The following is a 21,537-nucleotide window of genomic DNA, read 5'->3' as shown; positions in this document are numbered from 1 at the left end:
CCAGACAGTCACCGAAGGTCGCCGACATGCTCGCGCAAGCCCTGCCCGCCCTGGCCAAGAAGCCGCTGAAAGACGACTTCGGCGCCGAGATCCTCGACATCGAACTGCCGACGGCGACCGACGCCGAGCTGGACGGCGTGGTGGCCGCCTTCCATGCCCACGGCGCGGTGCTGGTGCGCGACCAGAAGATGACCCCCGACGACCTGATGGCCTTCATCGGCCGGTTCGGCGATCCGGAGGATCATACCCAGACCCGCTTCACCCTGCCCGGCTATCCGAAGATCTTCATCCTCTCCAACCGCGTAGTCGACGGAAAGCCGATCGGGGCCCACAACGACGGCGTCGGCTGGCACACCGACTACAGCTACAAGCCGCAGCCGGTGATGCTGACCATGCTCTATTGCGTGGAGGCGCCGGAGGAAGGCTCCGACACCCTGCTGGCCGACGGCTGCGCGGCCTGGGAGGCGCTGAGCGCGGAAAAGCAGGCCGAGCTGCTGCCGCTGCGCCTTCACCACAGCTACAAGCACTTCATGGCCACCCGCGAGTTCGGGGCCCAGATCCTGTCGCCCGAGATGGAGGCGGCCAATCCCGACGTCGAGCACCCGCTGATCCGCACCCACCCGGCCGACGGCCGCAAGGCGCTGTGGCCCTCGACCGGCACGGTCACCGAGGTGATCGGCAAGCCGGGTCCCGAAGGCCTCGCTTTGCTGGACGAGCTGGTCGAGTTCATGACGCAGGAGCGCTTCGTCCACCGCCACAAGTGGCGCGTCGGCGACCTCCTGATGTGGGACAACCGCTGCACCCTGCACACGGGGACGCTGTACGACGACAAGAAGTACTTCCGGACGATGCACCGCCTGTGGGTGAAGGGCGACGCGCCGTTTTAGAGATCATCAAAGGCCGTCATCCCGGAAAGCCCGAAGGGCTTATCCGGGACCCAGGGGCCGGCGCACTGCTGTCGCCCCTGGGTCCCGGCTCTCCGCTGCGCGGAGTTTACCCTCGGGCGCGTTATACGCGACCCGGGGGGCCGGGATGACGAGCAATAGGAAATGCGAACATGACCCAGACCTGGCTAATCACCGGCGTGTCCGGCGGGCTCGGGCACGAGATCGCCGCCGCGGCTCTGGCGCGGGGCGACGTCGTCGCCGGCACGGTGCGCAAGGCCGTCGACGTCGCCGCCTTCGAGGCCATCGCGCCGGGCCGCGCCCATGGCCTGGTGATGGACGTCACCGACCCTGTGGCGGTCGAGAACGCCGTGAAGGCGGCGGAGGCTCTGACCGGCCGGATCGACGTGCTGGTCAACAACGCCGGCTACGGCCTGGTGGGCGCGGTGGAAGAGGCCTCCCTCGCCGAGGTCCGCGCCCAGTTCGAGACCAACGTCTTCGGCCCCCTGTCGGTGCTGAAAGCCGTGCTGCCGGCCATGCGGGCGCGGCGCTCGGGCCGGATCGTCAACATCACCTCGGTCTCGGGCCTGGCGGTCTGGGCCGGCACCGGCGTCTATTGCGCCAGCAAGTGGGCGCTGGAGGGCCTGACCCAGTCGCTGGCGGCCGAGGTCGCCGAGCTGGGGATCAAGGTCGTCAACGTCGCCCCCGGCGGCCTGCGCACCAGCTTCGCCAAGGGCTCCAAGACCATCGTGGCCGACAAGATCGCCGACTATGACGGCCTGGCGCGCGACGCCGAGCGGATCATGGCCGACCACGCGGGCTCCGAGCCCGGCGATCCGAAGAAGGCCGCCCTGGCCGTGCTGGCCATCGTCGACGCGGAAGATCCACCCCTGCATCTGCTGCTGGGCGAAGACGCCCTGAAATACGCCGCCTACGCCGCCGACGGCCTGAAGGCCGACATCGACGCCTGGCGCGACCTCTCCCTTTCCATCGGCTTCGACTGAACGAGGACTTCCCCGTGACCAACACCCTGATCTTCGTCGACCTGGCCAGCGACGACCCCGCCAAGGCCGGCGAGTTCTATGCAAAGGTGTTCGGCTGGCAGAACGACGCCCGGCCGCAGGGGATCTATCACCGCATGGTCCCGGGCGGTCAGTTCAAGAACCCGGACGGCAGCGACAGCCAGATCGGCAACCTGCACCTGGGCATCTTCGACGCCGCCAACGCCCGTCCGCATCCGCAAGGCGCCGGCGTCGAGCCGCGCACCCTGTCGAGCGACGGCCGCAAGCCGCGCATCTGGATCCTGATCGGCGACGACGACAGCGCCGACCGGATCCTGGAAACCGCGCAGAGCCTGGGCGCCACCCTGCTCTGGCGCGACCACTACTGGGCCGAGTTCAACGGCTACAACCACGCCTTCCGCGACCCCTGGGGGAATGAGATCGTGCTGTGGGGCAAGGCGGGGGCGGACCCGGAAATTCCGGCGAGCTTCACCAAAGAATGATCCCTCTCCCCTTGTGGGAGAGGGTGGCCCGCGAAGCGGGTCGGGTGAGGGGTCGACAGGCCTGTCCGCCGTGACGACGGGCAGGCTGGGTGCGGCTTCAAAAGTCTGAGAGACCCCTCATCCGTCATCCTTCGGATGACACCTTCTCCCGCAAGGGGAGAAGGATCCTGCATCGCACCTGCGAAGCCCCATATTGCACCGCACCCAACACCGGCGCATCATCCCGCGATAACCAGAAAAGACCGCCGGGAGCGCGAGGATGTCGGACAAGGCCTTTCAGCACGCGCCCGATCCGCCGTGGATCTTCCGCACCTATGCCGGCCACTCGACGGCGGAAAAGTCCAACGCGCTCTACCGCTCGAACCTGGCGCGCGGCCAGACCGGCCTGTCGGTGGCCTTCGACCTGCCGACCCAGACCGGCTACGATCCCGACCACATCCTGTCGCGTGGCGAGGTCGGCAAGGTGGGCGTGCCGATCAGCCATCTGGGCGACATGCGCGCCCTCTTCAGCGAGATCCCGCTGGAGAAGATGAACACCTCCATGACCATCAACGCCCCGGCCGCCTGGCTGCTGGCGATGTACGTGGCCCTGGCCGACGAGCAAGGCGCCGATCGGCGCTTGCTTCAGGGCACCACCCAGAACGACCTGATCAAGGAGTATCTCTCCCGCGGCACCTACATCTTCCCGCCGGGGCCGAGCCTTAGGCTGATCGGCGACATGATCGCCTGGTGCTATCGCGAGGTTCCGAAATGGAACCCGATGAACGTCTGCAGCTACCACCTGCAGGAGGCCGGGGCGACGCCGGAGCAGGAGCTGGCCTTCGCTCTCGCCACCGCCATCTCGGTGCTCGACGCCGTCCGCGCCGGCGGCCAGGTGCCGGAAGAAGACTTCGAGATCGTCGCCTCGCGGATCAGCTTCTTCGTCAACGCCGGCGTGCGGTTCGTCACCGAGCTCTGCAAGATGCGCAGCTTCACCCAGCTTTGGGACCAGATCCTGCTGGAGCGCTATGGCGTGCAGGACAAGAAGGCCCGGCGCTTTCGCTACGGGGTGCAGGTCAACAGCCTGGGCCTGACCGAGCCGCAGCCCGAGAACAACGTCTATCGCATTCTCATAGAGGCCCTGGCCGTCACCCTCAGCAAGGACGCCCGCTGCCGGGCCCTGCAGCTGCCGGCCTGGAACGAGGCCCTGGGCCTGCCGCGCCCCTGGGACCAGCAGTGGTCGCTGCGGCTGCAACAGGTGCTGGCCTACGAGACCGACCTTTTGGAATACGAGGACCTGTTCGCCGGCTCCCACGTGGTCGAGGCCAAGGTCGCGGAACTGTCGAAAGGGGCGCTTGAGCAACTGGCCCTGATCGACGAAATGGGCGGGGCGGCCAGCGCCATCGACTACATGAAAGCCGAGCTGGTCGGGTCGAACGCCAAACGCGTACGAGCCGTCGAGACCGGCGAGCTGACCGTGGTCGGCGTCAACCGCTGGACCGACAGCGAGCCCTCGCCCCTGTCGGCCGGCGAAGGAAACATCGAGACGATCGATCCGAAGCTGGAAGCCGAGGTCGTCGCCCGCATCCAGGCCTGGCGCACGGCCCGCGATGGCGCCGCCGTCGAGGCCGCCCTGGCTGACCTGAAGGCCGCCGCGGCGGATGGCCGAAACATCATGGAGCCCTCGATCACCGCCGCCCGGGCGGGGGTCACCACCGGCGAGTGGGCCGGCGCCCTGCGCGAGGTGTTCGGCGAGTACCGCGGCCCGACCGGCGTGGCCGTCGTCGTCTCCACCGGCGAGGCCGAGGATGTGGAGGCGGTGAAGGCCGAGGTCGAGCGGGTGTCGCAAGTGCTGGGCCGCACCCTGACCTATCTGGTCGGCAAGCCGGGCCTGGACGGCCACTCCAACGGCGCCGAGCAGATAGCCACCCGCGCCCGGGCCTGCGGCATGGAGGTCGTCTATGACGGCATCCGCTCGACGCCGGAAGAGATCGTTCGCCGCGCCAAGGAAAGCCGCGCCCACGTGGTGGGCCTGTCGATCCTGTCGGGCTCGCACCTGGATCTCGTGCAGGAAGTGGTGCGGCTGATGCGGGCCGAGGGGCTGGAACACGTGCCCGTCGTGGCCGGCGGCATCATCCCCGAGGCCGACGCCCTGATCCTCAAGCAGATGGGCGTGGCGCGGATCTACACCCCAAAGGATTTTCGCATCACCGAAATCATGGGCGACGTGGTCAGGCTGGTCGAGGCGACGGCGCTGGAGCAGGCTTGAGTCTGCCCAGGCAAGCGCTACCTTTCCGCGCATGAACCCGCTTCGCAAGGTTTCGGACGGCATCCGCGTCCACATGTCCGCGGCCGAGCTCGGCCGCGAGATCGCGCCGACCGCGATCTGGGGATGCCTGGGGCTGGGCGTCTGGGGCGGCTCTCCGGAAGTGCAGCCGCCGCTGTGGATCGCGGGCGTCGGACTGGCCCTGACCATCTGGATCAACGGGCGAAGCGAGGATACGCCCGACCAGCCCGCGCCCGGCGTCTGGCGCGCCAGCCGCAAGGCCCAGTTCGAGGCGCGCTGGAAGCGCCGCCTCCCCTTCGCCGGCCTGGCCATCGCCCTGCTGCTGACCGGCCAGTCCTGGTGGTACGGCGACCTGTGGGGCGTGATCTACGCCATGGCGCTGAGCCTGGCCTTCGGCTGGCTGATCTGGCGACGCCCGCCGCTTGAGGCCGGCGCGGTCGAGCTGAGGATCGACGAAGCTGGGATCTATGACCGCGGCCTGGGCTGGACCATTCCGTGGGACGCCATCCAGGCGGTGCGTCCGCGCAGCCGCGACCGGCGCGGGAAGCTCGGCCTGCGGCTGGGTCCCAGCGAACTGCCGAACCTCAGCCTCGCCGACCGGACGGTGGGAACCGACATCGAGATCGACCTGGCGCCGATGGCCTTGGCCGTCGACGCGATCCGGGCCGAGATCTTCCGCCACCGCCCCGAGCTCGAAGCCACGCCGCCGGCCGACCCGCCCGGTGGCCTCATCGTCGCCCCCATCACCGGCGCGGCCACCGAGTCCGACCAGCACGACGAGGCGGCGCTCGGCGCCGTCGGGGCCCTGCTGATCGCCCAGAACCCGGCGATCCTGCTGTCGCTGGGGTCCAGCGAGTAGAGACGTCAGTTCCGCGCCAGGCGCCAGGCCGCGAGGCAGCCCACCAGGGCCAGGGGCGTGAAGGCGGCGAACAGCCAGGGGCCGTGGGCGAAGGCGGCGGCCTGGTCAATGCCGTGGCCGAAGCCCAGCAGGTTGGCCATGGCCCCGGCGGCGGCCGAGCCGGCCGCCCCGCCGATCAGTTGCACCGTGGGCACGGCCGACGAGGCCAGGGCCTGCTCCTCGATCGGCGCGCCGGCGATGGTGCGGCGGGCCAGGAACGCCCAGCAGAGGCCAAAGCCGCAGCCGACGGCCAGCAGCGACAGGCCCGTGCTCCACAGGCCGCCGCGCGTCACCGCCAGGGCGGCCAGCGCCACCCCGGCCAGGATCACCAGCGCGCCGGCGCGGATGGCCAGGGGCTCACGCTCGGCCTTCAGCCGGGCCACCAGCATGGCGCAGACCGTCCAGCCGGCGGCGATGCCGCCGGTGACATAGCCGGCGACCAGCGGCGAGGCGCCGTGACGGGCCTGGATGAAGGCGGGGCCATAGACGGTGAAGCCGATGGCGGCGGCCTCACAGGCGAACATGGTCAGAAGGCCAAGGCCGGTGGCGGTCGACAGGTCGGCGGCAGAGCGCGGCAGCAGACGGTCGGGCGAGGCGCGGTTGACGGCCAGCATGGCCGCCATGGCCACGACCCCGAAGGCCGCGCAGGCGCCCGCCACGGCCGACGAGGCCACGACCCCGGCCGCGCCGATCAGCCCTACGCCGACGACCAGCAGCAGCAACTGGCGGCTGGGAATGCGGGTGCGGCCGGCCTGCCGCTTCTCGCCCGGCAGCATGGCCAGCACGGCCGCCACGAAGACCACGCCCTGGATGACGAACGCCCAGAACGCCCCGCGCCAGAAGCCGGCGGCGGCGAACAGCCCGCCCAGCATCGGCCCCAGCAGCGTCGCCCCGCCCCACACCCCGGCCACCGCGCCATAGACACGCGGCCACAGGCTTTCGGGAAACAGGGCGGTGATCGCCACGTAGCACAGCGCCACCACCGCCCCCGCGCCCAGCCCCTGCACCAGCCGGCCGGTGACGAAGGTGACGAAGTCGGGCGCCAGCGCGCTCATGGCGCAGCCCAGGGCGTAGATGACGCCGGCGAAGGCCGTGGCGCGGCGCAGGCCCAGACCCTGCGAAAGCTTGCCGCTGCACGCCCCGGCTACGATCGAACCGATCAGATAGGCCGCCACCGACCAGCCGAAATACTGGTGGCCGCCGATCTCGCGGGCGACGCTGGGCATGATGGTGGCGGTGACCAGGGTGTCGGCGGCGTTCAGCCAGATGCCCAGGCACAGCAGGCCGAAGCGCGGCAGCAAGGCGCGGTCGAGCAAGACGGTGCGGTCGGCGGCGACGGACATCGACGGTCTCTGGGACGGTCCCTGCGGACCGGGCAGGCGGTCATGCCCGTTTCCGCCCCGCTCGCCAAGCCGTCGCGGCGAACCGGACGGCTCGCCCGGCCGTTGCGGTGCGTGTGAAACCCGCTTCGCCCCAAGCCCTGGCGCTGGCCGAGATCGGCGGCTTCCTCCTGGACGTCGCCCTGGCCGGCCTGCTGCTGCTCGCCCTCATCGACCGCATCGCGCCGCCGCAGGACCTGGCCTGGAAGCCATTCTCCATCGACCAGCCGCTGGGCCTGGCCACGGAAGGCAAGCTGGCGCGGATCGGCGCCGATCCGGCGGCCTGCCGCGCGGCCCTGCGCGCAGGCGGGATCGCGCCCATCGACCAGCCGGTTCGGGAAGACGGCTTCTGCTCGACGCGCGACACGGTGAGAGCCCAAAGCCGGCTGTCGCCCGCCGCCCCGGTCATGACCTGTCCGCTGGCCCTGCGCTACGCCGTCTGGGAACGGCAGGTGCTGGAACCGGCCGCACAGCGCCTGCTGGACAGCCGGCTTGCCCGGGTCGAGCATCTGGGAACCTATGCCTGCCGCACGATCTACGGCCGCACGGGCGCCCGGCCCAGCCAGCACGCCGGCGCTTCGGCCCTCGACGTTTCCGGCGTTCGCCTGGCCGACGGACGCCGGCTGACCATAGCCGGCGATTTCAGGGACCCTGGCCCCGAGGGCCGCTTCCTGCGCGTCGCCAGGGCTGGGGCGTGCGAACTGTTCGGCGCGGTGCTGGGCCCCGACTACAACGCCGCCCACGCCGATCATCTGCATGTCGACCTCAGCCCCTATCGTCTGTGCCGCTGATCCCGCGACAATAAGCGCGGCGCACGCAGGGGTGCGACACGCGCTCGACGCGCGCTATAGTTGGTCGAGTACCCGACGCGCCGATTCTGGAAATCCCGCCGATGCCGCACTCCGTCCTGGTGATCGACGATGATCCCCTGATCCGCGACTTCGTCGACCTGGTGCTGAGCCAGTCGGGCCATCGCGTCTCGGCCGCGCCCAACGGCACGATCGGCCTGGAGACCCTCAGTCACGCACGGGCCGACCTCGTCCTGCTCGACATCCAGATGCCCGGCATGAGCGGGCTGGAGGTGCTGCGGCTGATGCGCAAGCACCGCAAGCTGCGCACGCCGGTGATGATGATCACCGCCCGCGGCGATATCGACACCGTCAAGCTGGCCCTGAACGAGGGCGCCAACGGCTATATCGTCAAGCCGTTCACCGCCGCCGACCTCTCCAAGCGGGTCAACGCCCTGCTGAGCCACGAACCCAAGGCCGCCACGCCGCCGCCCGCGCCGGTCGCCGCGCCCGCCGCCCCACGCCAGCCCGACACCTTCGAGATCGATTAGCCGCCCCCAGATCCGTCCCTCCCCGCGAAGGCGGGGACCCAAGCGGGGTCTGTGGGTCGATCACGGCCGCGCCGCTTCCTCAAGCACGGCTTGGATCCCCGCCTTCGCGGGGAGCCTCGGAGAAAATGGCCGAGAGGGTCGAGACACCTCTCCCCTCAGCCTGCCGCGACCTTTCGCGGGCGCGCCGCCGTCCGCGCCTGGGCGGCGACCACGACCTGGGCCAGGATTGTCAGCAGGTTGCGCATGTCGATCGGCTTGGCGACGTGGGCGTCCATGCCCGCCTCCAGGCAGGTGCGGATCTGGGTGCTCATCACGTCGGCGGTCAGGGCCACGATCGGCAGGTTGCGCCAGCGCGGATCAGCGCGCAGGCGGCGCGTGGCCTCCAGGCCGTCCATCACCGGCATGTTGACGTCCATCAGCACGATGTCGAAGGCCTCGGCCTCGACGGCGGCCAGCGCCTCCTGGCCGTTCTCGACCTCGACCAGCTCGCAGCCGAACGGCTCGAGGAACAGGCGGATGACCCGACGATTGACCGGATGGTCGTCGACCACCAGCACCCGCCGGCCGCTCAGCGAGGCCAGGGCGTCCAGTTCGAACATCACCGCGGGCGCTGCGGCCGGAACGGCGGCGATCGGGGTGTCGGCCACGTCGGCGATGAACCGCAGGGTGAACAGCGAGCCCTCGCCCTCGCGGCTGCGCACATTGACCGAGCCGCCCATCAGCTCGGCCAGCCGCCGGGTGATGTTCAGGCCCAGGCCCGAGCCGCCGTAGTTGCGGGTGGTCGAGGCGTCGGCCTGGGTGAAGGCGCCGAACAGCTTGTCCAGCGTGGCGGTGCTCATGCCGATGCCGGTGTCGCTGACGGTCAGCCGTACGGCCTGGCGGCCGCTGCTGGGCTCCAGGGCGCAGGACAGGGTCACCTCGACCCGGCCCTCGCTGGTGAACTTCAGGGCGTTCGACACCAGGTTGGCCACGCACTGGCGCACCCGCACCACGTCGAACATCAGGCAGGGCGGCGGATCGCCGTCGACATTGAACGACAGGACGATGCCCTTCTCGCCCGCGGTCGGCTGGAAGCCGTTGATCAGCCGGCCGACGGTCTGGACCAGGTCGCCGGCGGTGGGCGCGATCTCCAGCTTGCCGGCCTCGATCTTCGACAGGTCGAGGATGTCGTTCAGCAGCACCAGCAGGGTCTCGCCGGAGTCGATCAACAGATCGACCTGCTCGCGCTGGCGGGCGGCCAGGTCGTCGGCGCGCAGGGCCTGGGCCATGCCCAGCATGCCGTTCAGCGGCGTACGCAGCTCATGGCTCATCACCGCCAGGAACGAGGACTTGGCGTCGCTGGCCGCCTCGGCCCGGCCGCGGGCGTCCTTCAGATTGGCCTGGGCCCGGCGCATGTAGAGCGCCCAGGCGATCCCGCCGACCACCAGCAGGGCCATCAGGGCGGCGATGACGCCGGTGGCCTGGGCCAGGCGCCGGGTCAGCTCGACCTCGGCGGTCAGGCGACGGCTCTCGCTGCGCTTGGCCCGCAGTTCTGCCTCCAGGGCCGAAGAGATCTGGGCGGCGGTGGCGGCCTGGGTGGCGCTGGCCTCGCGGGCGTAGGTGGCGCGCCAACGGTCGAACAGGGCGAAGGCGTCCTTGCCGCGCCCCTCGGCGTTGGCGATGTAGGCCTCGATCAACATCCGGCCGACCGGATCAGGCCGCGCGGCGCGGGCCGGAGCCTGGTCGAGCACGGCGAGGTCTCTCCGCGCCCGGGTCGCATAGCCGGTCCTGGCCAGGGCCTTGGCCCTCAGGCGCAGCATCGACACCGATACCCGGTCACGCGGCGCGGCCAGGGCCGGTCCGGCGTCGACCAGGCAGCGCAGCACGGCGCGCGGGTCGTCGCGGGCGTCGGCGATCAGCGCGCACAGGTTCTGGTCCCAGGTCAGCAGGTCCCGGTCGCCGGTGGCCTCGCTCATTCGATGGTGCATGTCGGCGAAGCGCTCGGCGGCCTGGATCTCGCCCAGCTCGGCGGCGGTGTAGGCGATGTCGTACAGCCGCTCGATCTTGCGCATGTAGAAGGCGTCGCGCTCGTCCAGGCGCGCGGCCTCGGCCATATGGTCCAGGGCCCCGTCCTTGTCGCCGATTTCCGACAGCGTGTAGGAGTGCACCTGATGGGCCTCGGCCAGCAGCGGCCGGGCGATGGAGCCGCGCTCCTCCAGGTTTTCGAACAGCTCGCCGGCGAACTGGCTGGCCTGGGTCCAGCGGCCGCTGCGGGCCAGCAGGCGGATCCGCTCGACCCCCGCCATCAGGCCGATCTCGCGGCCAGAGCCCTCCAGGAACCGCGCCCAGCGGGCGTCGTCGACGCCACTGGGACCGCGGGTCTCCAGCTCGTAGGCGGCCTCCATCATCTCGGCCAGGACGGTCAGCTCGGCGTCGCCGTCGGCATGAGCCGTGGCGCGAACCGTGGCGGTCCAGTCTTTGAAGGCCTGGTCTACATGATTGCTCTTGTAGGCGTAGAGCACCCGCCACAGGGCGTAGAGCCGGGTGTCGCCGCGCTGGCGCAGCGCTCGGCGGCCGGCCCGCTCGACGTCCTCGTTGGCGTGCGGGGCCGGTCCGGCCCGCTGCACGCCGATCTCGCGATAGAGCGTCTGCAGCTTGCTGGCCTGGCCGCCGATTTCCGGCGCGGCGGCGCGGGCCGGCGCCACGCCGGCCAGGGCGACGATCGCGAGCAGCAAGGGCAGGATGCGCTTCAAGCGGCGGGTCCTCGATTGACCCGACCGTCCTAGCGGCAACCTCTTACGCTGGCGGTTAATTTTCGGCGGGGCGCGTCCCTAGGCCGCACAGGAAACCGTCGTTATCGCGCGCCGGTGGAGCTTGGCTCAGATGGTCGCCCCGCCATCCACCACCAGGGCTTGCCCCGTCATGAAACTACCCGCGCTCGACGCGAGATAGACCGCCGCCCCGGCGATCTCGTCGGGCTCGCCGATCCGGCGCAGCGGAACCCCGGCGGTCGAGCGCTCCAGGGTCTTGGGGTCGTCCCACAGGGCCTTGGCGAAGTCGGTCTTGATCAGGCCCGGCGCGATGCAGTTGACCCGCACGTTGTCGGGGCCGAACTCGTGGGCGAGGTTCCGGGCCAGCTGGAAGTCGGCGGCCTTGGAGATATTGTAGGCCCCGATGATGGCGTTGCCGCGCAGGCCGCCGATCGAGCTGACGATGACGATCGACCCGTCCCTGCGCTCGCGCATCTCGGGCGCGACCATCGAGATCAGCCAGTGATTGCTGATGATGTTGTTGTCGAGGATCTTGCGGAACTGGTCGTCGCTGATCCCGGCCAGCGGGCCGTAATACGGATTGCTGGCGGCGTTGCAGACGCAGATGTCGATCCGGCCGAAGGCGGCGCGGGTCTCGTCGACCAGGCGCTGCAGGTCCTCTTTGGAGGCGATGTTGGCCGGCACGGCGATGGCGGTTCCGGCGCCGTGCTTCTCATTGAGAGCTGTCGCCACCTCCTCGCAGGGACCAGCCTTGCGCGACGAGATCACCACCTTGGCGCCGTGCTCGGCCATGCGCTCGGCGATGGCCTTGCCGATCCCGCGCGAGGATCCGGTGATGATGGCTACCTTGCCGGACAGGTCGAAGAGGCTCACGGCGCGCTCCCTAAACGTTTGTTTGAATTGCCGGCACAGTGACCCTGGCGAAGAAGCGGGTCAACCGGCTTCGAAAAAATGCGCTGGGCCTGTCGGGAACGGTCGACGCCGGCCGTCCTTGGGCCGAACACTGCTTCCAACGATACGGAGAAAACGCCATGGCCCTCGACGCCGCCCCCGCCGCCGCTCACGAACTGGTCCTGACCCGGATCATCGACCAGCCGGCCGAAAAGCTCTTCAAGTGCTGGACCACGCCCGAGCTGCTGCCCGAGTGGTTCTGCCCGCCGCCCTGGCGCGTCAGCCACGCCGAGATGGACGTGCGCACCGGCGGTTCCAGCCTGATCGTCATGAGCGGTCCGGACGGCGAGGAGATGCCGAACCAGGGCGTCTATCTGGAAGTGATCGAGAACCAGCTGATCGTCTTCACCGACGCCTTCACCAGCGCCTGGGTCCCGTCCGAAAAGCCGTTCATGGTGGGCATCGTCCGCTTCGAGGACCTGGGCGGCGGCCAGACCCGCTACACCGCCATCGCCCGCCACTGGTCGGCCGAGGACAAGGCCATGCACGAGCAGATGGGCTTCCACGAAGGCTGGGGCGTCGCCGCCGACCAGATGGCGGCCCTGGCGGCGAGGCTTTAGGAGGGGACCTCTTTCCTTCCGCCCTTCCCGCCCTAGAACCGGGGACCTCCACCGCTACCGACATGGCCCCGGTGAGCGGACGCCATCGGTGTCCGCGAAGGGTGGGAAGCGATCATAAAATCCCTCTCTCATGGAGAGAGGGAGGGGCCCGCGCCGCGAGGCGTGGGAGGGTGAGTGGGTAGGCGAAGCCCTTGGGAAGTCTTGGTGCTGTTGGGGCTACGTGCCGGCGCTCCGGCCGAAGGTGTAACCACTCACCCTCCCATGCTTCGCATGGGCCCCTCCCTCTCTCTAAGAGAGAGGGTCGTTGCGCCAGACGTCCGCAGCGGGTCGTGAAGAGGAATAGGCTCCGCCGCCTGTTTCGGACGGTCAGATCGGAGCGATGAGATCAACGCGTCGCGGGGGTCTCCACGCCGAGCAGGCTGGATGCGGTGAACGTCGGGGCCAGGATGGCGATATCGTAGCCAAGCGCCAGTTCACGCCATTCCGGCGGCGCCGACGCCAGCAAGGCCTTGGTCCTGAGCGGCCGAAGATCCACGAGCATCCACGATCCCGGCGCGGCCTTGGCCGCCCGCGCCAGCGTGGCGTCCTTGCGCCAGTCCGGGTCCTTGTCGTCGGCCATGTCGAAGGCATGCACGACGGCGGGCCGCCCGACGCCGCCATAGCCCCCCACCGAGCCCCTGGCCCCCAGCACCATGATGTGCAGCGCTAAGACGCCTTCGCCCTCGGCGCGCTCGGCCACATAGGCGCCGAGGTCGCGCTGATTGAGCGGATTGAGCGACTTGTAGGCATGGTTGGCGCCGAACTTCAGCAGGACTCTCGCCTCGGGATTTTCGGCGAGACGGGCGGCGAAGGTGCGCTTCATCAGCCTCGCGCGGCGGCCGTTGGCGTCGCCCTGGCCCGACCGCGACGCCTGGTAGATGGCGCGGGTCTCCGTCAGCAGGCCGAACAGATGGCGCACGCGCGGCCCGCCATCCCGCGCGACGGCGGCGGCGGCCTGATCAAGATCGGCCTGCGTGGCCGACAGCAGGAAAAGGTCGAAAGGCGAGCCTGATGCGAGGGCTGCGGCGGTGGCTTTCCGGTCCTGGGCGGCCAGACCGGTGAGGGCGGCCCGGGCGAGGGGCCCAGGCTTCGCGGCCAGCATTTCCTCGAGCAGATGGCCGCTGGATCCGAGGAACTCCTGGTCCAGTCCCCAGAGCTCGAACTTTTGTCCGGCGGCGGCGGCGCAATCGCCGGCCATACGGACTTCATCGCGTCCGTTGAAGAAGGCGACGCCGTCCGGGTGCGCGCGCATGAAATCGGCGACCCGGGCTTCGCGGTCCTTCGATCGCATGGCGGAATCGACGACACGGGCCGCTTCCGGTCCGGTCTCGATAGCCATGGCGGTCAGGCCGGAGGGCGCCATCAGGCGGCAGATCTGGGTCGTAAGGGCCGGGATCTCGCGGCTGTGGTGGCTCTCGCCGATCAGCACGTAGCGGCTGGCGGCGACGGCCTCCGACAGGACGAGCGCCCCCGCGCCCGACAGGCCGTCCGGATTGACGTCCAGAGGCGCGATCGCCTGGGCGAGGCGCGAAGAGAAGGGCGATGGCGTCGCCTCCTCGGCCACTGCGCTGTTCGCAAAAGCGGCAAGGGTGGCCAGAAGGACGCCCGACAGACCCCGACAAACTCTCCGCACGCGCACGCCCCCAAGCGACTCAACCGATCGTGGTCTATCGCGGCCCCGTTGGGACAGCCAATTAAAACGCGGCCATGCCAGGACGACGTCTGCGTCTGCCTCGGCCCGCTACCGCCCCTCCCCCGCCAGCTTCTCGTAATAGTCGGCCAGCACCTTGAAGGCGGCCTTGCGCCGGCCGGTGGGCGAGATCAGGCCCTTGCGGTTCCAGCCCTGCTGGTAGACCGGGTGCTGGCGGCGCGGCGAGCGGAAGTCCTTGAGGATCCACGGCGACATGCCGCGCAACGAGGGGGCGTTGGCCGCCATGGCCAGGGTCTGGACGTAGTAGCGGGCCTGGAAGTCCTCGGAGAACTTGCGCATCAGCGCCGGGTCGCTGAAGCCCGCCAGGGCGTCGGCGCCGAACTCGGAGAACACCATCGGCTTTTCGGTGGGCCGCCAGGCGATCCTGGCCACCGCCTCGAAGCTGTCGTCGGAATACCAGCCGGCATAGGTGTTGACCGCCAGCACGTCGAGCTTGGCGGCCAGCGGATCGTCGATGCCCATCACTTGGCGGCCGCCCTCGATCTTGCGGTCGGCCAGCAGGGCGGCGGTGACCAGCCGGGTGTCGTCCAGCGCGCGGACGTCGTCGGCCAGGGTTCCCAGGAAGGCGTTGCGGGCGTCGCTGATCGGGGTTTCGTTGGCCACGCTCCACAGCACGATCGAGGCGCGGTTGCGGTCGCGGCGAATGGAGTCGGCCAGCATGTCGCGCGCCAGTTTCAGGGTGCGGGCGTTGCTAAAATCGACCAGCCAGTAGATCGGGATCTCGCTCCAGACCAGCAGGCCCATCTCGTCGGCCAGGCGCGTGGTCACCTCCGAGTGCGGATAGTGGGCCAGGCGCACGAAGTTGGCGTGCAGGCCATCGCGGGCCTCGGCCAGCAGGGCGTGGGCGGAGGCCTCGGTGATGGTGCGGGCCGGGTTCTCACCCAGCTCCTCCTCGTGCAGGCAGATGCCGCGCAGGAACACCGGCTTGCCGTTGACCAGGATTTCGCCGCCGCGCACCTCGACGGTGCGGAAGCCGACACGGTCGGTCAGCACGTCCTGCCCCGCCTCGATGCGCACGTCGTAGAGCACCGGCGCGCCGGGCGCCCAGCGCTTGAGCCCCTTGGGCGCGGGGGACGACAGCCTGGCCACGCCGTCCGAACCGGCCTGGCCGGAGAGCGTCAGGTTCAGACCGGCGACCTTGACGCTGACCGCCTGGCCGGCGGCGGCGGGACCGTCCAGGCGAACGTCGGCGGCGATCGTCTTGCCGTCGCGGGTCAGGCGCACCCAGGCCTCGTCGACGAAGGTGGCGGGGGTGATCACCAGCCGCACCGGCCGGGTGATGCCGCCGTAGTTTTCCCAGTCGGTGACCGGCGGCGGCGCGCCGTCGACAGCGGGGGTGGAGTCGACGCCGACCGTCACCTGGTTCGAACCGGCCCGCAGACGCTTGGTCACCTCCAGCGAGAAGGGGGTGAAGCCGCCCTCGTGCTCGCCCACGGCCTGGCCGTTCAGATAGACCTTGGCGGTATAGTTGGCGGCCTCGAAGCGCAGGAAGGCCCGCTGGCCGGGCTTCAGCGCCGACGTCTCGAACTGCCGCTGGTACCAGACGAGGCCCTGGTAGTGACGCATCTCGGGCCCGTGGGTCAGCCACGAGGCCGGCAGGGTCGCGGTCGGCGAGCGCTGCATGTCGTATTCGTATAGCGCCTTGGGATCGGCGCGGGTGACCTGCTCGACGTCGCTGTCGTCATAGCGGCGGTGGCCGACGCCGGGCGGACCGCGGTGGAAGCCGGCGATCCCGTCGCGATAGGGGTCGACCGAATAGTTCCAGGTTCCCGACAGGTCCTGGCCCTCGCGCCGGTCGGCCCGTGTCAGGGTCGGCCCCGCCTGCGCCGCCGACGCGGCCATGACCAGCACGGCCGCAGCCGTCAGAACGCGCTCGAACACCCGCCGCATCCACCTCTCCCTGCCTTCGCAACGCTGGTAATGCCAACGTTGTCATTGGGCGGAATATTGGTCAGGCCGATTACGGATTGTCTAGGCCGCCATCTCGAATCTTTCCGTCATTCCCGCCCCGGAACCGGGGGTCTCCACTACTATCGACACAGCCCCAATGAGCGGACGGATTTGATGTTGCTATGGGCGGGGAGCGGACTTTGGCTAGGCCGACACATGCAAGGAAAGGCGTTCCAATAGGATAGCAAGGTCGCCTGACCGTTCTTCAGGTGGCAAAAGCTTCTGAAGCAGTTGGACGAGCTGGTTTGGAAGTGGCTCGTCGGTGCTTTGTCGGATTATGACGTTGTCACCGACAGCGGTGATGCTGAAAAGCTCACCTGCTGGTCCATAGGCCGCTGTGTAAACACCGTCACGGACGTCGCTTCGAGATATCGCTCTGCGGCATCGACGGATGAGAAAAGTAGCGCCGGTTCGTCCGCCGCCACGATTAGTTCGATCGGCGATTTAGTTCTCTCTCTGGAAGTCATAATTGCCGCCCATGCAATGATCTGCAATAGGTGATCAGGTGGCGTTGGGCCTATTCGCCTGAGTTCATGACATGGGGGAAGTACTTTGCATCCCATTCGTCTTTCCGCAAATAGATCTTCCCATAGCTGATCACCGTCTGCCTATCATCGTAAGCTTTTGTGGACATAACGACGTCGCCGACCCCATCAGGATCGAGATGGAGATGTTCGTCGGTCTCATCGAGCGCTTGCAGTTCGCTGATCAGCTTCGAACGCCCTGCTTCGTTGAGATACAGCTCAAAGAACGAGCCATCATCCGAGATGGTCATGGTGATGCGGGGTTTGCTCATTCGACGAAGCTAACAGCCATTCTGACAGTCTGCGATGGGTCGTGAACCGAAGTTGGCTCCGCCGCCCATCCCGGACAATCAAATCACCGTCGCAAGCGAGTGTCTGTCTCGGTCAACACCCGCCCTTGTGGCGAGAACCTCCCTGCCAGCCGCCAAGTCACAAGGGCAGGAATGACGGGAGTAGAGAAGCGACCGATCACGCCTTCGGACACTTCGCCCCGGTGTCGATCCAGGCCTTGATGATCTCGCCGAACTGACCTTGCGTGCCCGGCGCCGGCTTGCGGCCCTCGCCGGGGTTCCAGCCCCAGCCGACCAGATGGTCGCGGGCCATGTGCTCGTGGATCTGGGCCAGGGTCTTGCCGCCGTTGCGGGCCGGATCCTTCAGCTGGGCGCAGATCTGAGCGAGCGACTTGCCCTGCCAGGCCATCTCGGCCGGCGCCAGCGCCCAGTGAGGGTCGCCGGGGATGCTTTTGACCTGCTCGCCGAAGGTCTTGACGTTGGCCGGGCCGTGGCACGACAGGCAGGGCATGCCGGTGGGGCCATGGCCGCTCTGGCCGGCGACCATCGGCGGATTGTGCGGATGCAGGTCGTCGCCTTGAGTGGGCGCGCGAGTGGCCGGATGGCAGTTCAGGCAGCGCGGGCTCTGGATCACCTTGCCGGCCTCGGTGAACAGGGCGACCGAACGGGCGGCCGGGTCCTTGATCGACTGAAAGCTGGCGACGGTCTTCAGCCCCTCGGCCGGCGGCGCGGCGGGCGCGGGACCGGCCGCGCCCTGGGTCATGGCGATCACGGCGCCGCCCGCCAGGGTCAGACCGGCGGCGAGCATCACGGTGGCGAGACGCATGGCGTTGTTCTCCCGCTTGCCCAGCCGCAACGGCCAAGTCAGGCCTTGGTTGCGCTGGAGCCTGTCCATAGACAGGCTCCTCCTCGATCATCTGGAGCGTGGCAGCCGAAACCGCTCACACTTTCGGCTGCCACGCTCCGGCCAGAAATGTCCCGATCCAGCCGGCGACGCGGTTGCTGTCGTTGGGCGCGGCCAGCGAGGCTACGGCCGCGTCGGCCTGCTCCTGCGAAAAGCGCGTGCCGCGCCGGCTTTCGATCAGGGCCGTGGCGTAGGCGGGATCGAACTCCGGGTGGAACTGCATCGAGATGGCCTTGTCGCCATAGGCCAGCACGCCGAACGGGGTGAAATCGCTGCCGGCCAGCACCTGGCCGCCCGGCGCCAGGGCCACGACCTGGTCCTGGTGCGAGCCCGGCGCGCTGACATGGGCGACGTCGTCCATCCACGGCGCGGCCTTCGACACCGAATAGCTCTGCAGGCCGATGCCCCAGCCCTTGTCGGACTTCACCGCGCTGCCGCCGAAGGCCTCTGCCATCACCTGGTGGCCGAAGCACACCCCGACCAGCGGAACCTGATCGCGGGCGGTGGCGAGAAAACCCTTCAGCGGGTCGATCCACGGCAGGTCGTCATAGACGCCGGCCGAGCTGCCGGTGACGACATAGGCGTCGCAGGCGTCGATCGCCTTGGGCAGCACCCCGGCCTGGACGTCGAAGGTGGTGTAGTCATGGCCCGGCCCCAGCAGGCGCTGGAACATGCCGCCATAGCGGCCGTAGGCGGAGATCAGGCTTTCGGGCGGCTCGCCCGTTTCCAGAAGGCCGATGCGCATCGTCGTCCGTGCGTCCTATCGCGTCGCGCCGGGCTTCCACAACACGTCCCGCGCGCCGTCGGAATTGGCGCGCCGGGCGGCGACGAACAAGAGGTCCGACAGTCGATTTAGGTATTTTAACGCCGGCTGGCCGACGATCTCGCCTTCCGTCGCGGCCAGGGCCACGCAGGCGCGCTCGGCCCGGCGGCAGACCGTGCGGGCCACGTGCAGGGCGGCCGACAGGGCCGAGCCGGCCGGCAGCACGAACGAGGTCAGGGGCGAGAGGCGCGCGTTGATCAGGTCGATCTCGGCCTCCAGCCGCTCGACCTGGGCCTCGACCACGCGCAGCGGCTCCCACTCGGGCTTTCCGTTCTGCTCAGGCGTGGCCAGGTCCGCGCCGAGGTCGAAGAGGTCGTTCTGGATGCGCTCGAGCATGGCGTCGAGCTCGGCGTCCTCGCCCGCGTGCTGACGGGCCACGCCGATGAAGGCGTTGGTCTCGTCGACCCCGCCATAGGCCTCGACCCGCAGGGAGGCCTTGCTGACCGGCTCGCCGGTCGACAGCCGGGTCGAGCCCTTGTCGCCCGTGCGCGTATAGATGCGGTTGAGCACGACCACGGCGTCACCTCCTGAAACAAAGCTGCAAAATCAGCCGGCTAGACCTCTACCGGTGGCTCCACCAGAAGGCTGCGACCAGGACCAGCACCGCCACGAACTGAAGCACCACGCGAAGGCGCATCAGTCGATTGGAATAGGAACGTCCGAAGTCGCCGCCGCGGAACAGGGCGTAGATCCCCACGCACAGCGTCGCCAGCACGGCGAACAGGGCGATGGGGATGGCGATTTGGAACAGGTTGGCCATAGCGCTCAACCTAGGCCTCTCGTTCTACGAACGCCAGCGCCGCCCCGCTCGCCTCAAAATCGCAAAACATGTTCGGCGAGTGCGTTCGTTGAGCGCATTTGCCGCATCGACGAATGAGGAGCGCTACCATAGAACGATTTCCAGCAAAGTTTGACAGACTTTGACACGTTTTGTGGGTTGAATTCCCTTGCACACAAGGGTAGACGGCCCCACCTGAATTCACAGTGCGCGTTCGTTGAACATGATCGACGCCAAGCCGCGGATCGTTCAGCGCAGTTTGTTCCCCGCGGCCGGCCTGGAGAGAGAAGTCATGTCGCAGAGCGCCCGGCTCGCCGCGGTCCGTTCCGAAGGGAACGGGACGGAGAGGGAAGAAGCCCTCGCGGAAGTCCGCCAACTGATTACCGACCTTCGAGACGCCGCCCAGGACGGGCGCGATCTCGCCCGCCGCTACGCCGACGTCCTGCAAAACGTCGTCGACGAGTACTGCATCGAATTTGAGAAGCGCGCCGAAGCCGCGCTCGCCCGCCTGGAGGCCGCCGCATGAGCTTTGTTTCCGTCAACATCGAGTCCGGTTCCGAAACCCCGGTGAAGCTGACCCGCCGGGCGCTCGCCAAGCAGCGCACCCGCGAACGCGTCCTGTCGGCCGCCCGCCAGCTGTTCAGCGAGCGCGGCTACGAAGGCGCCACGATCCGTGACATCGCCCAGGCCGCCGGCATGTCGACCGGCGCGGTGTTCGCCAGCTTCTCGGACAAGTCCGAGCTGTTCGACGAGATCCTGACCGCCGACTACGAAGTCATCTACGCCCAGATGAAGCAGGCCGCCCGTGACGGCGAGACCGTCGCCGACGCCCTGCTGGGCCTGTTCGGCGTGGCCTACAGCTTCCACCTGGAGCAACTGCCGCTGCTGCAAGCCAGCATCGCCGTCAGCTGGACCCGCTCGGACGCCGCCGAAAAGCGCGCCCGCACGGATATCAAGCAACTGTTCGCCCTGATCACCGACGCTCTGGAGCGCGGCGTGCAGGCCGGTGAACTGAAGGCCGACGTGGACGCGAAACTCGTGGCCGAGATCGCTTGGGACGTGTATGTCGCCAACTACCGCCGCGCCGTCTACGATGGCTGGACGGTCGAGAACCTGGTGGCTCACCTGCGCGAACAGCTGAAGCTGATCCTCGCCGGCGTGCGCGCCTAGGGACGGTTCCGCCGGGGGGCGGAAGCGTCCCCCGGTCGTCCAGGTCAACGAAAAGAAGAACGAGACATGCGCCCGTTGGGGTCGGGCGTGCGTTTCGATGTGTTGAAATCAGCGCTGCGTGTCCGGAGGGGGAACTGCGTGGGCGTACGCGACGAACAGAAACAGGCGACGCGCGAGCGCGTGCTCGAAGCCGCGCGAGACCTGTTCAACGAGACCGGTTACGAAGAGACTACGATCCGCGCCATCGCCGAACGGGCGAGCGTGTCGGTGGGCAGCGTCTTCACGACCTTCGCTTCCAAGGCCGAGGTGCTCAGCCACGTGATGGAACGGCGCCTGGGCGATCTCTATGCCGAATTCGACCGGGTGCTGCCGTTCCTGCGCGGCTCCACGGCCGATCGGCTATGCTCGATCTTCGCCATCCACTACGAGTTCGAGACCCGGCGCGTGCGGCTGTTCCTGGCCCACATCGCCGCATCCTACAGCCCCAGCAACGACCCGGGCGTGAAGCCCTACGGTCGTAACGAGCGGCTGTCGGACATGCTCGAACAGGTGCTGCGCGAAGGCGTGGCGCGCGGCGACGTGCGCGGCGACCTTGACCTGGCCTTGACCGTGGAAGTGCTCAAGGCCTGCTACGCCTCCAACTACCGCATGGCGGCCGCGCGCGGCGCCGGCGCCGACGAGATGTCGGCCATCATGGACAAGCAGGTCGCGCTGGTCGCCGCCGGCTGGACGCCGCGCTAGCCCGCTCGACCCAAGGCTGCGAAGCGTCACAGTTTCGCCCACCTGCCCCGCTTGGCTCCTCCCACGACAGAAGTGG

Annotated in this window: 21 protein-coding genes; 11 read left to right on the top strand and 10 right to left on the bottom strand. The window is 68.8% G+C overall.

Annotated elements, in window-relative coordinates; all coding sequences use genetic code 11:
• The first annotated feature begins 26 nt into the window (after positions 1-26).
• The 5 genes from P7A99_RS06910 to P7A99_RS06890 all read left to right on the top strand — a co-directional run bounded on the left by P7A99_RS06910 (position 27) and on the right by P7A99_RS06890 (position 5,513).
• Positions 27-887 (top strand): TauD/TfdA dioxygenase family protein, encoded by an 861-nt coding sequence (locus tag P7A99_RS06910; protein ID WP_277793172.1) that lies wholly within the window; start codon positions 27-29, stop codon positions 885-887.
• Positions 888-1,057: 170 nt separating this feature from the next.
• Positions 1,058-1,888 (top strand): oxidoreductase, encoded by an 831-nt coding sequence (locus P7A99_RS06905; protein ID WP_277793171.1) that lies wholly within the window; start codon positions 1,058-1,060, stop codon positions 1,886-1,888.
• Between the two features lie 14 nt (positions 1,889-1,902).
• Positions 1,903-2,388 (top strand): VOC family protein, encoded by a 486-nt coding sequence (locus P7A99_RS06900; protein ID WP_277793170.1) that lies wholly within the window; start codon positions 1,903-1,905, stop codon positions 2,386-2,388.
• Positions 2,389-2,647: 259 nt separating this feature from the next.
• Positions 2,648-4,636, top strand: coding sequence for a protein meaA (locus P7A99_RS06895; protein ID WP_277793169.1), 1,989 nt, complete (start codon positions 2,648-2,650; stop codon positions 4,634-4,636).
• Between the two features lie 31 nt (positions 4,637-4,667).
• Positions 4,668-5,513, top strand: coding sequence for a hypothetical protein (locus P7A99_RS06890; protein ID WP_277793168.1), 846 nt, complete (start codon positions 4,668-4,670; stop codon positions 5,511-5,513).
• Positions 5,514-5,518: 5 nt separating this feature from the next.
• Here P7A99_RS06890 and P7A99_RS06885 read toward each other — a convergent pair whose 3' ends face one another.
• Entirely contained in the window at positions 5,519-6,895 is a 1,377-nt protein-coding gene (locus P7A99_RS06885) for an MFS transporter (RefSeq protein ID WP_277793167.1), read from the bottom strand.
• Between the two features lie 113 nt (positions 6,896-7,008).
• On the opposite strand from P7A99_RS06885, the gene P7A99_RS06880 reads away from it, so the two are divergent.
• Together P7A99_RS06880 and P7A99_RS06875 are read left to right on the top strand one after the other, a co-directional pair.
• A complete protein-coding gene (locus P7A99_RS06880) occupies positions 7,009-7,722 on the top strand; it encodes an extensin family protein (RefSeq protein ID WP_277793166.1) in 714 nt (237 codons plus the stop codon).
• Between the two features lie 101 nt (positions 7,723-7,823).
• Positions 7,824-8,270, top strand: a complete 447-nt coding sequence (locus P7A99_RS06875; RefSeq protein ID WP_277793165.1) for a response regulator transcription factor — start codon at positions 7,824-7,826, stop codon at positions 8,268-8,270.
• A 155-nt stretch (positions 8,271-8,425) separates the two neighbouring features.
• On the opposite strand, the gene P7A99_RS06870 is transcribed toward P7A99_RS06875, so the two are convergent.
• On the bottom strand, positions 8,426-11,002 hold the full coding sequence (locus P7A99_RS06870) for a hybrid sensor histidine kinase/response regulator (RefSeq protein ID WP_277793164.1): 2,577 nt from the start codon (positions 11,000-11,002) through the stop codon (positions 8,426-8,428).
• Positions 11,003-11,128: 126 nt separating this feature from the next.
• Entirely contained in the window at positions 11,129-11,893 is a 765-nt protein-coding gene (locus P7A99_RS06865; RefSeq protein ID WP_277793163.1) for an SDR family oxidoreductase, read from the bottom strand.
• A gap of 158 nt (positions 11,894-12,051) precedes the next feature.
• Here P7A99_RS06865 and P7A99_RS06860 point away from each other — a divergent pair, with 158 nt between their 5' ends.
• Positions 12,052-12,531: an SRPBCC family protein gene (locus P7A99_RS06860; protein WP_277793162.1), complete on the top strand. Its 480-nt coding sequence runs from the start codon at positions 12,052-12,054 to the stop codon at positions 12,529-12,531.
• A 385-nt stretch (positions 12,532-12,916) separates the two neighbouring features.
• Here the strand turns inward: P7A99_RS06860 and P7A99_RS06855 are convergent, their stop codons facing one another.
• From P7A99_RS06855 to P7A99_RS06825, 7 genes are all read right to left on the bottom strand, one after another.
• Positions 12,917-14,134: a hypothetical protein gene (locus tag P7A99_RS06855; RefSeq protein ID WP_277793161.1), complete on the bottom strand. Its 1,218-nt coding sequence runs from the start codon at positions 14,132-14,134 to the stop codon at positions 12,917-12,919.
• 177 nt (positions 14,135-14,311) lie between these two features.
• A complete protein-coding gene (locus tag P7A99_RS06850) occupies positions 14,312-16,171 on the bottom strand; it encodes a glycoside hydrolase family 2 protein (protein ID WP_277793160.1) in 1,860 nt (619 codons plus the stop codon).
• Between the two features lie 577 nt (positions 16,172-16,748).
• Positions 16,749-17,027 (bottom strand): hypothetical protein, encoded by a 279-nt coding sequence (locus tag P7A99_RS06845; RefSeq protein ID WP_277793159.1) that lies wholly within the window; start codon positions 17,025-17,027, stop codon positions 16,749-16,751.
• A 196-nt stretch (positions 17,028-17,223) separates the two neighbouring features.
• Entirely contained in the window at positions 17,224-17,940 is a 717-nt protein-coding gene (locus P7A99_RS06840) for an Isoquinoline 1-oxidoreductase subunit (protein ID WP_277793158.1), read from the bottom strand.
• 46 nt (positions 17,941-17,986) lie between these two features.
• Complete coding sequence (locus P7A99_RS06835) at positions 17,987-18,694, bottom strand: type 1 glutamine amidotransferase (RefSeq protein ID WP_277793157.1); 708 nt, start codon at positions 18,692-18,694, stop codon at positions 17,987-17,989.
• Positions 18,695-18,709: 15 nt separating this feature from the next.
• On the bottom strand, positions 18,710-19,288 hold the full coding sequence (locus tag P7A99_RS06830; RefSeq protein WP_277793156.1) for a cob(I)yrinic acid a,c-diamide adenosyltransferase: 579 nt from the start codon (positions 19,286-19,288) through the stop codon (positions 18,710-18,712).
• 46 nt (positions 19,289-19,334) lie between these two features.
• Positions 19,335-19,532 carry a twin transmembrane helix small protein gene (locus P7A99_RS06825; protein ID WP_058347782.1) on the bottom strand — a complete coding sequence of 66 codons (198 nt, stop codon included), beginning with the start codon at positions 19,530-19,532 and terminating at the stop codon, positions 19,335-19,337.
• Between the two features lie 310 nt (positions 19,533-19,842).
• On the opposite strand from P7A99_RS06825, the gene P7A99_RS06820 reads away from it, so the two are divergent.
• From P7A99_RS06820 to P7A99_RS06810, 3 genes are all read left to right on the top strand, one after another.
• Positions 19,843-20,076, top strand: coding sequence for a hypothetical protein (locus P7A99_RS06820; protein ID WP_277793216.1), 234 nt, complete (start codon positions 19,843-19,845; stop codon positions 20,074-20,076).
• A complete protein-coding gene (locus tag P7A99_RS06815; protein ID WP_277793155.1) occupies positions 20,073-20,720 on the top strand; it encodes a TetR/AcrR family transcriptional regulator in 648 nt (215 codons plus the stop codon). The genes P7A99_RS06820 and P7A99_RS06815 overlap by 4 nt, the downstream gene beginning before the upstream one ends.
• Positions 20,721-20,858: 138 nt before the next feature.
• A complete protein-coding gene (locus P7A99_RS06810; RefSeq protein ID WP_277793154.1) occupies positions 20,859-21,461 on the top strand; it encodes a TetR/AcrR family transcriptional regulator in 603 nt (200 codons plus the stop codon).
• Positions 21,462-21,537: the final 76 nt, after the last annotated feature.

The organism is Caulobacter endophyticus (assembly GCF_029543245.1).
Taxonomy (GTDB): Bacteria; Pseudomonadota; Alphaproteobacteria; order Caulobacterales; family Caulobacteraceae; genus Caulobacter; species Caulobacter endophyticus_A.
Note: the sequence above shows the minus strand (reverse complement) of the source record. Positions and strands in the feature narration are given on the sequence as shown.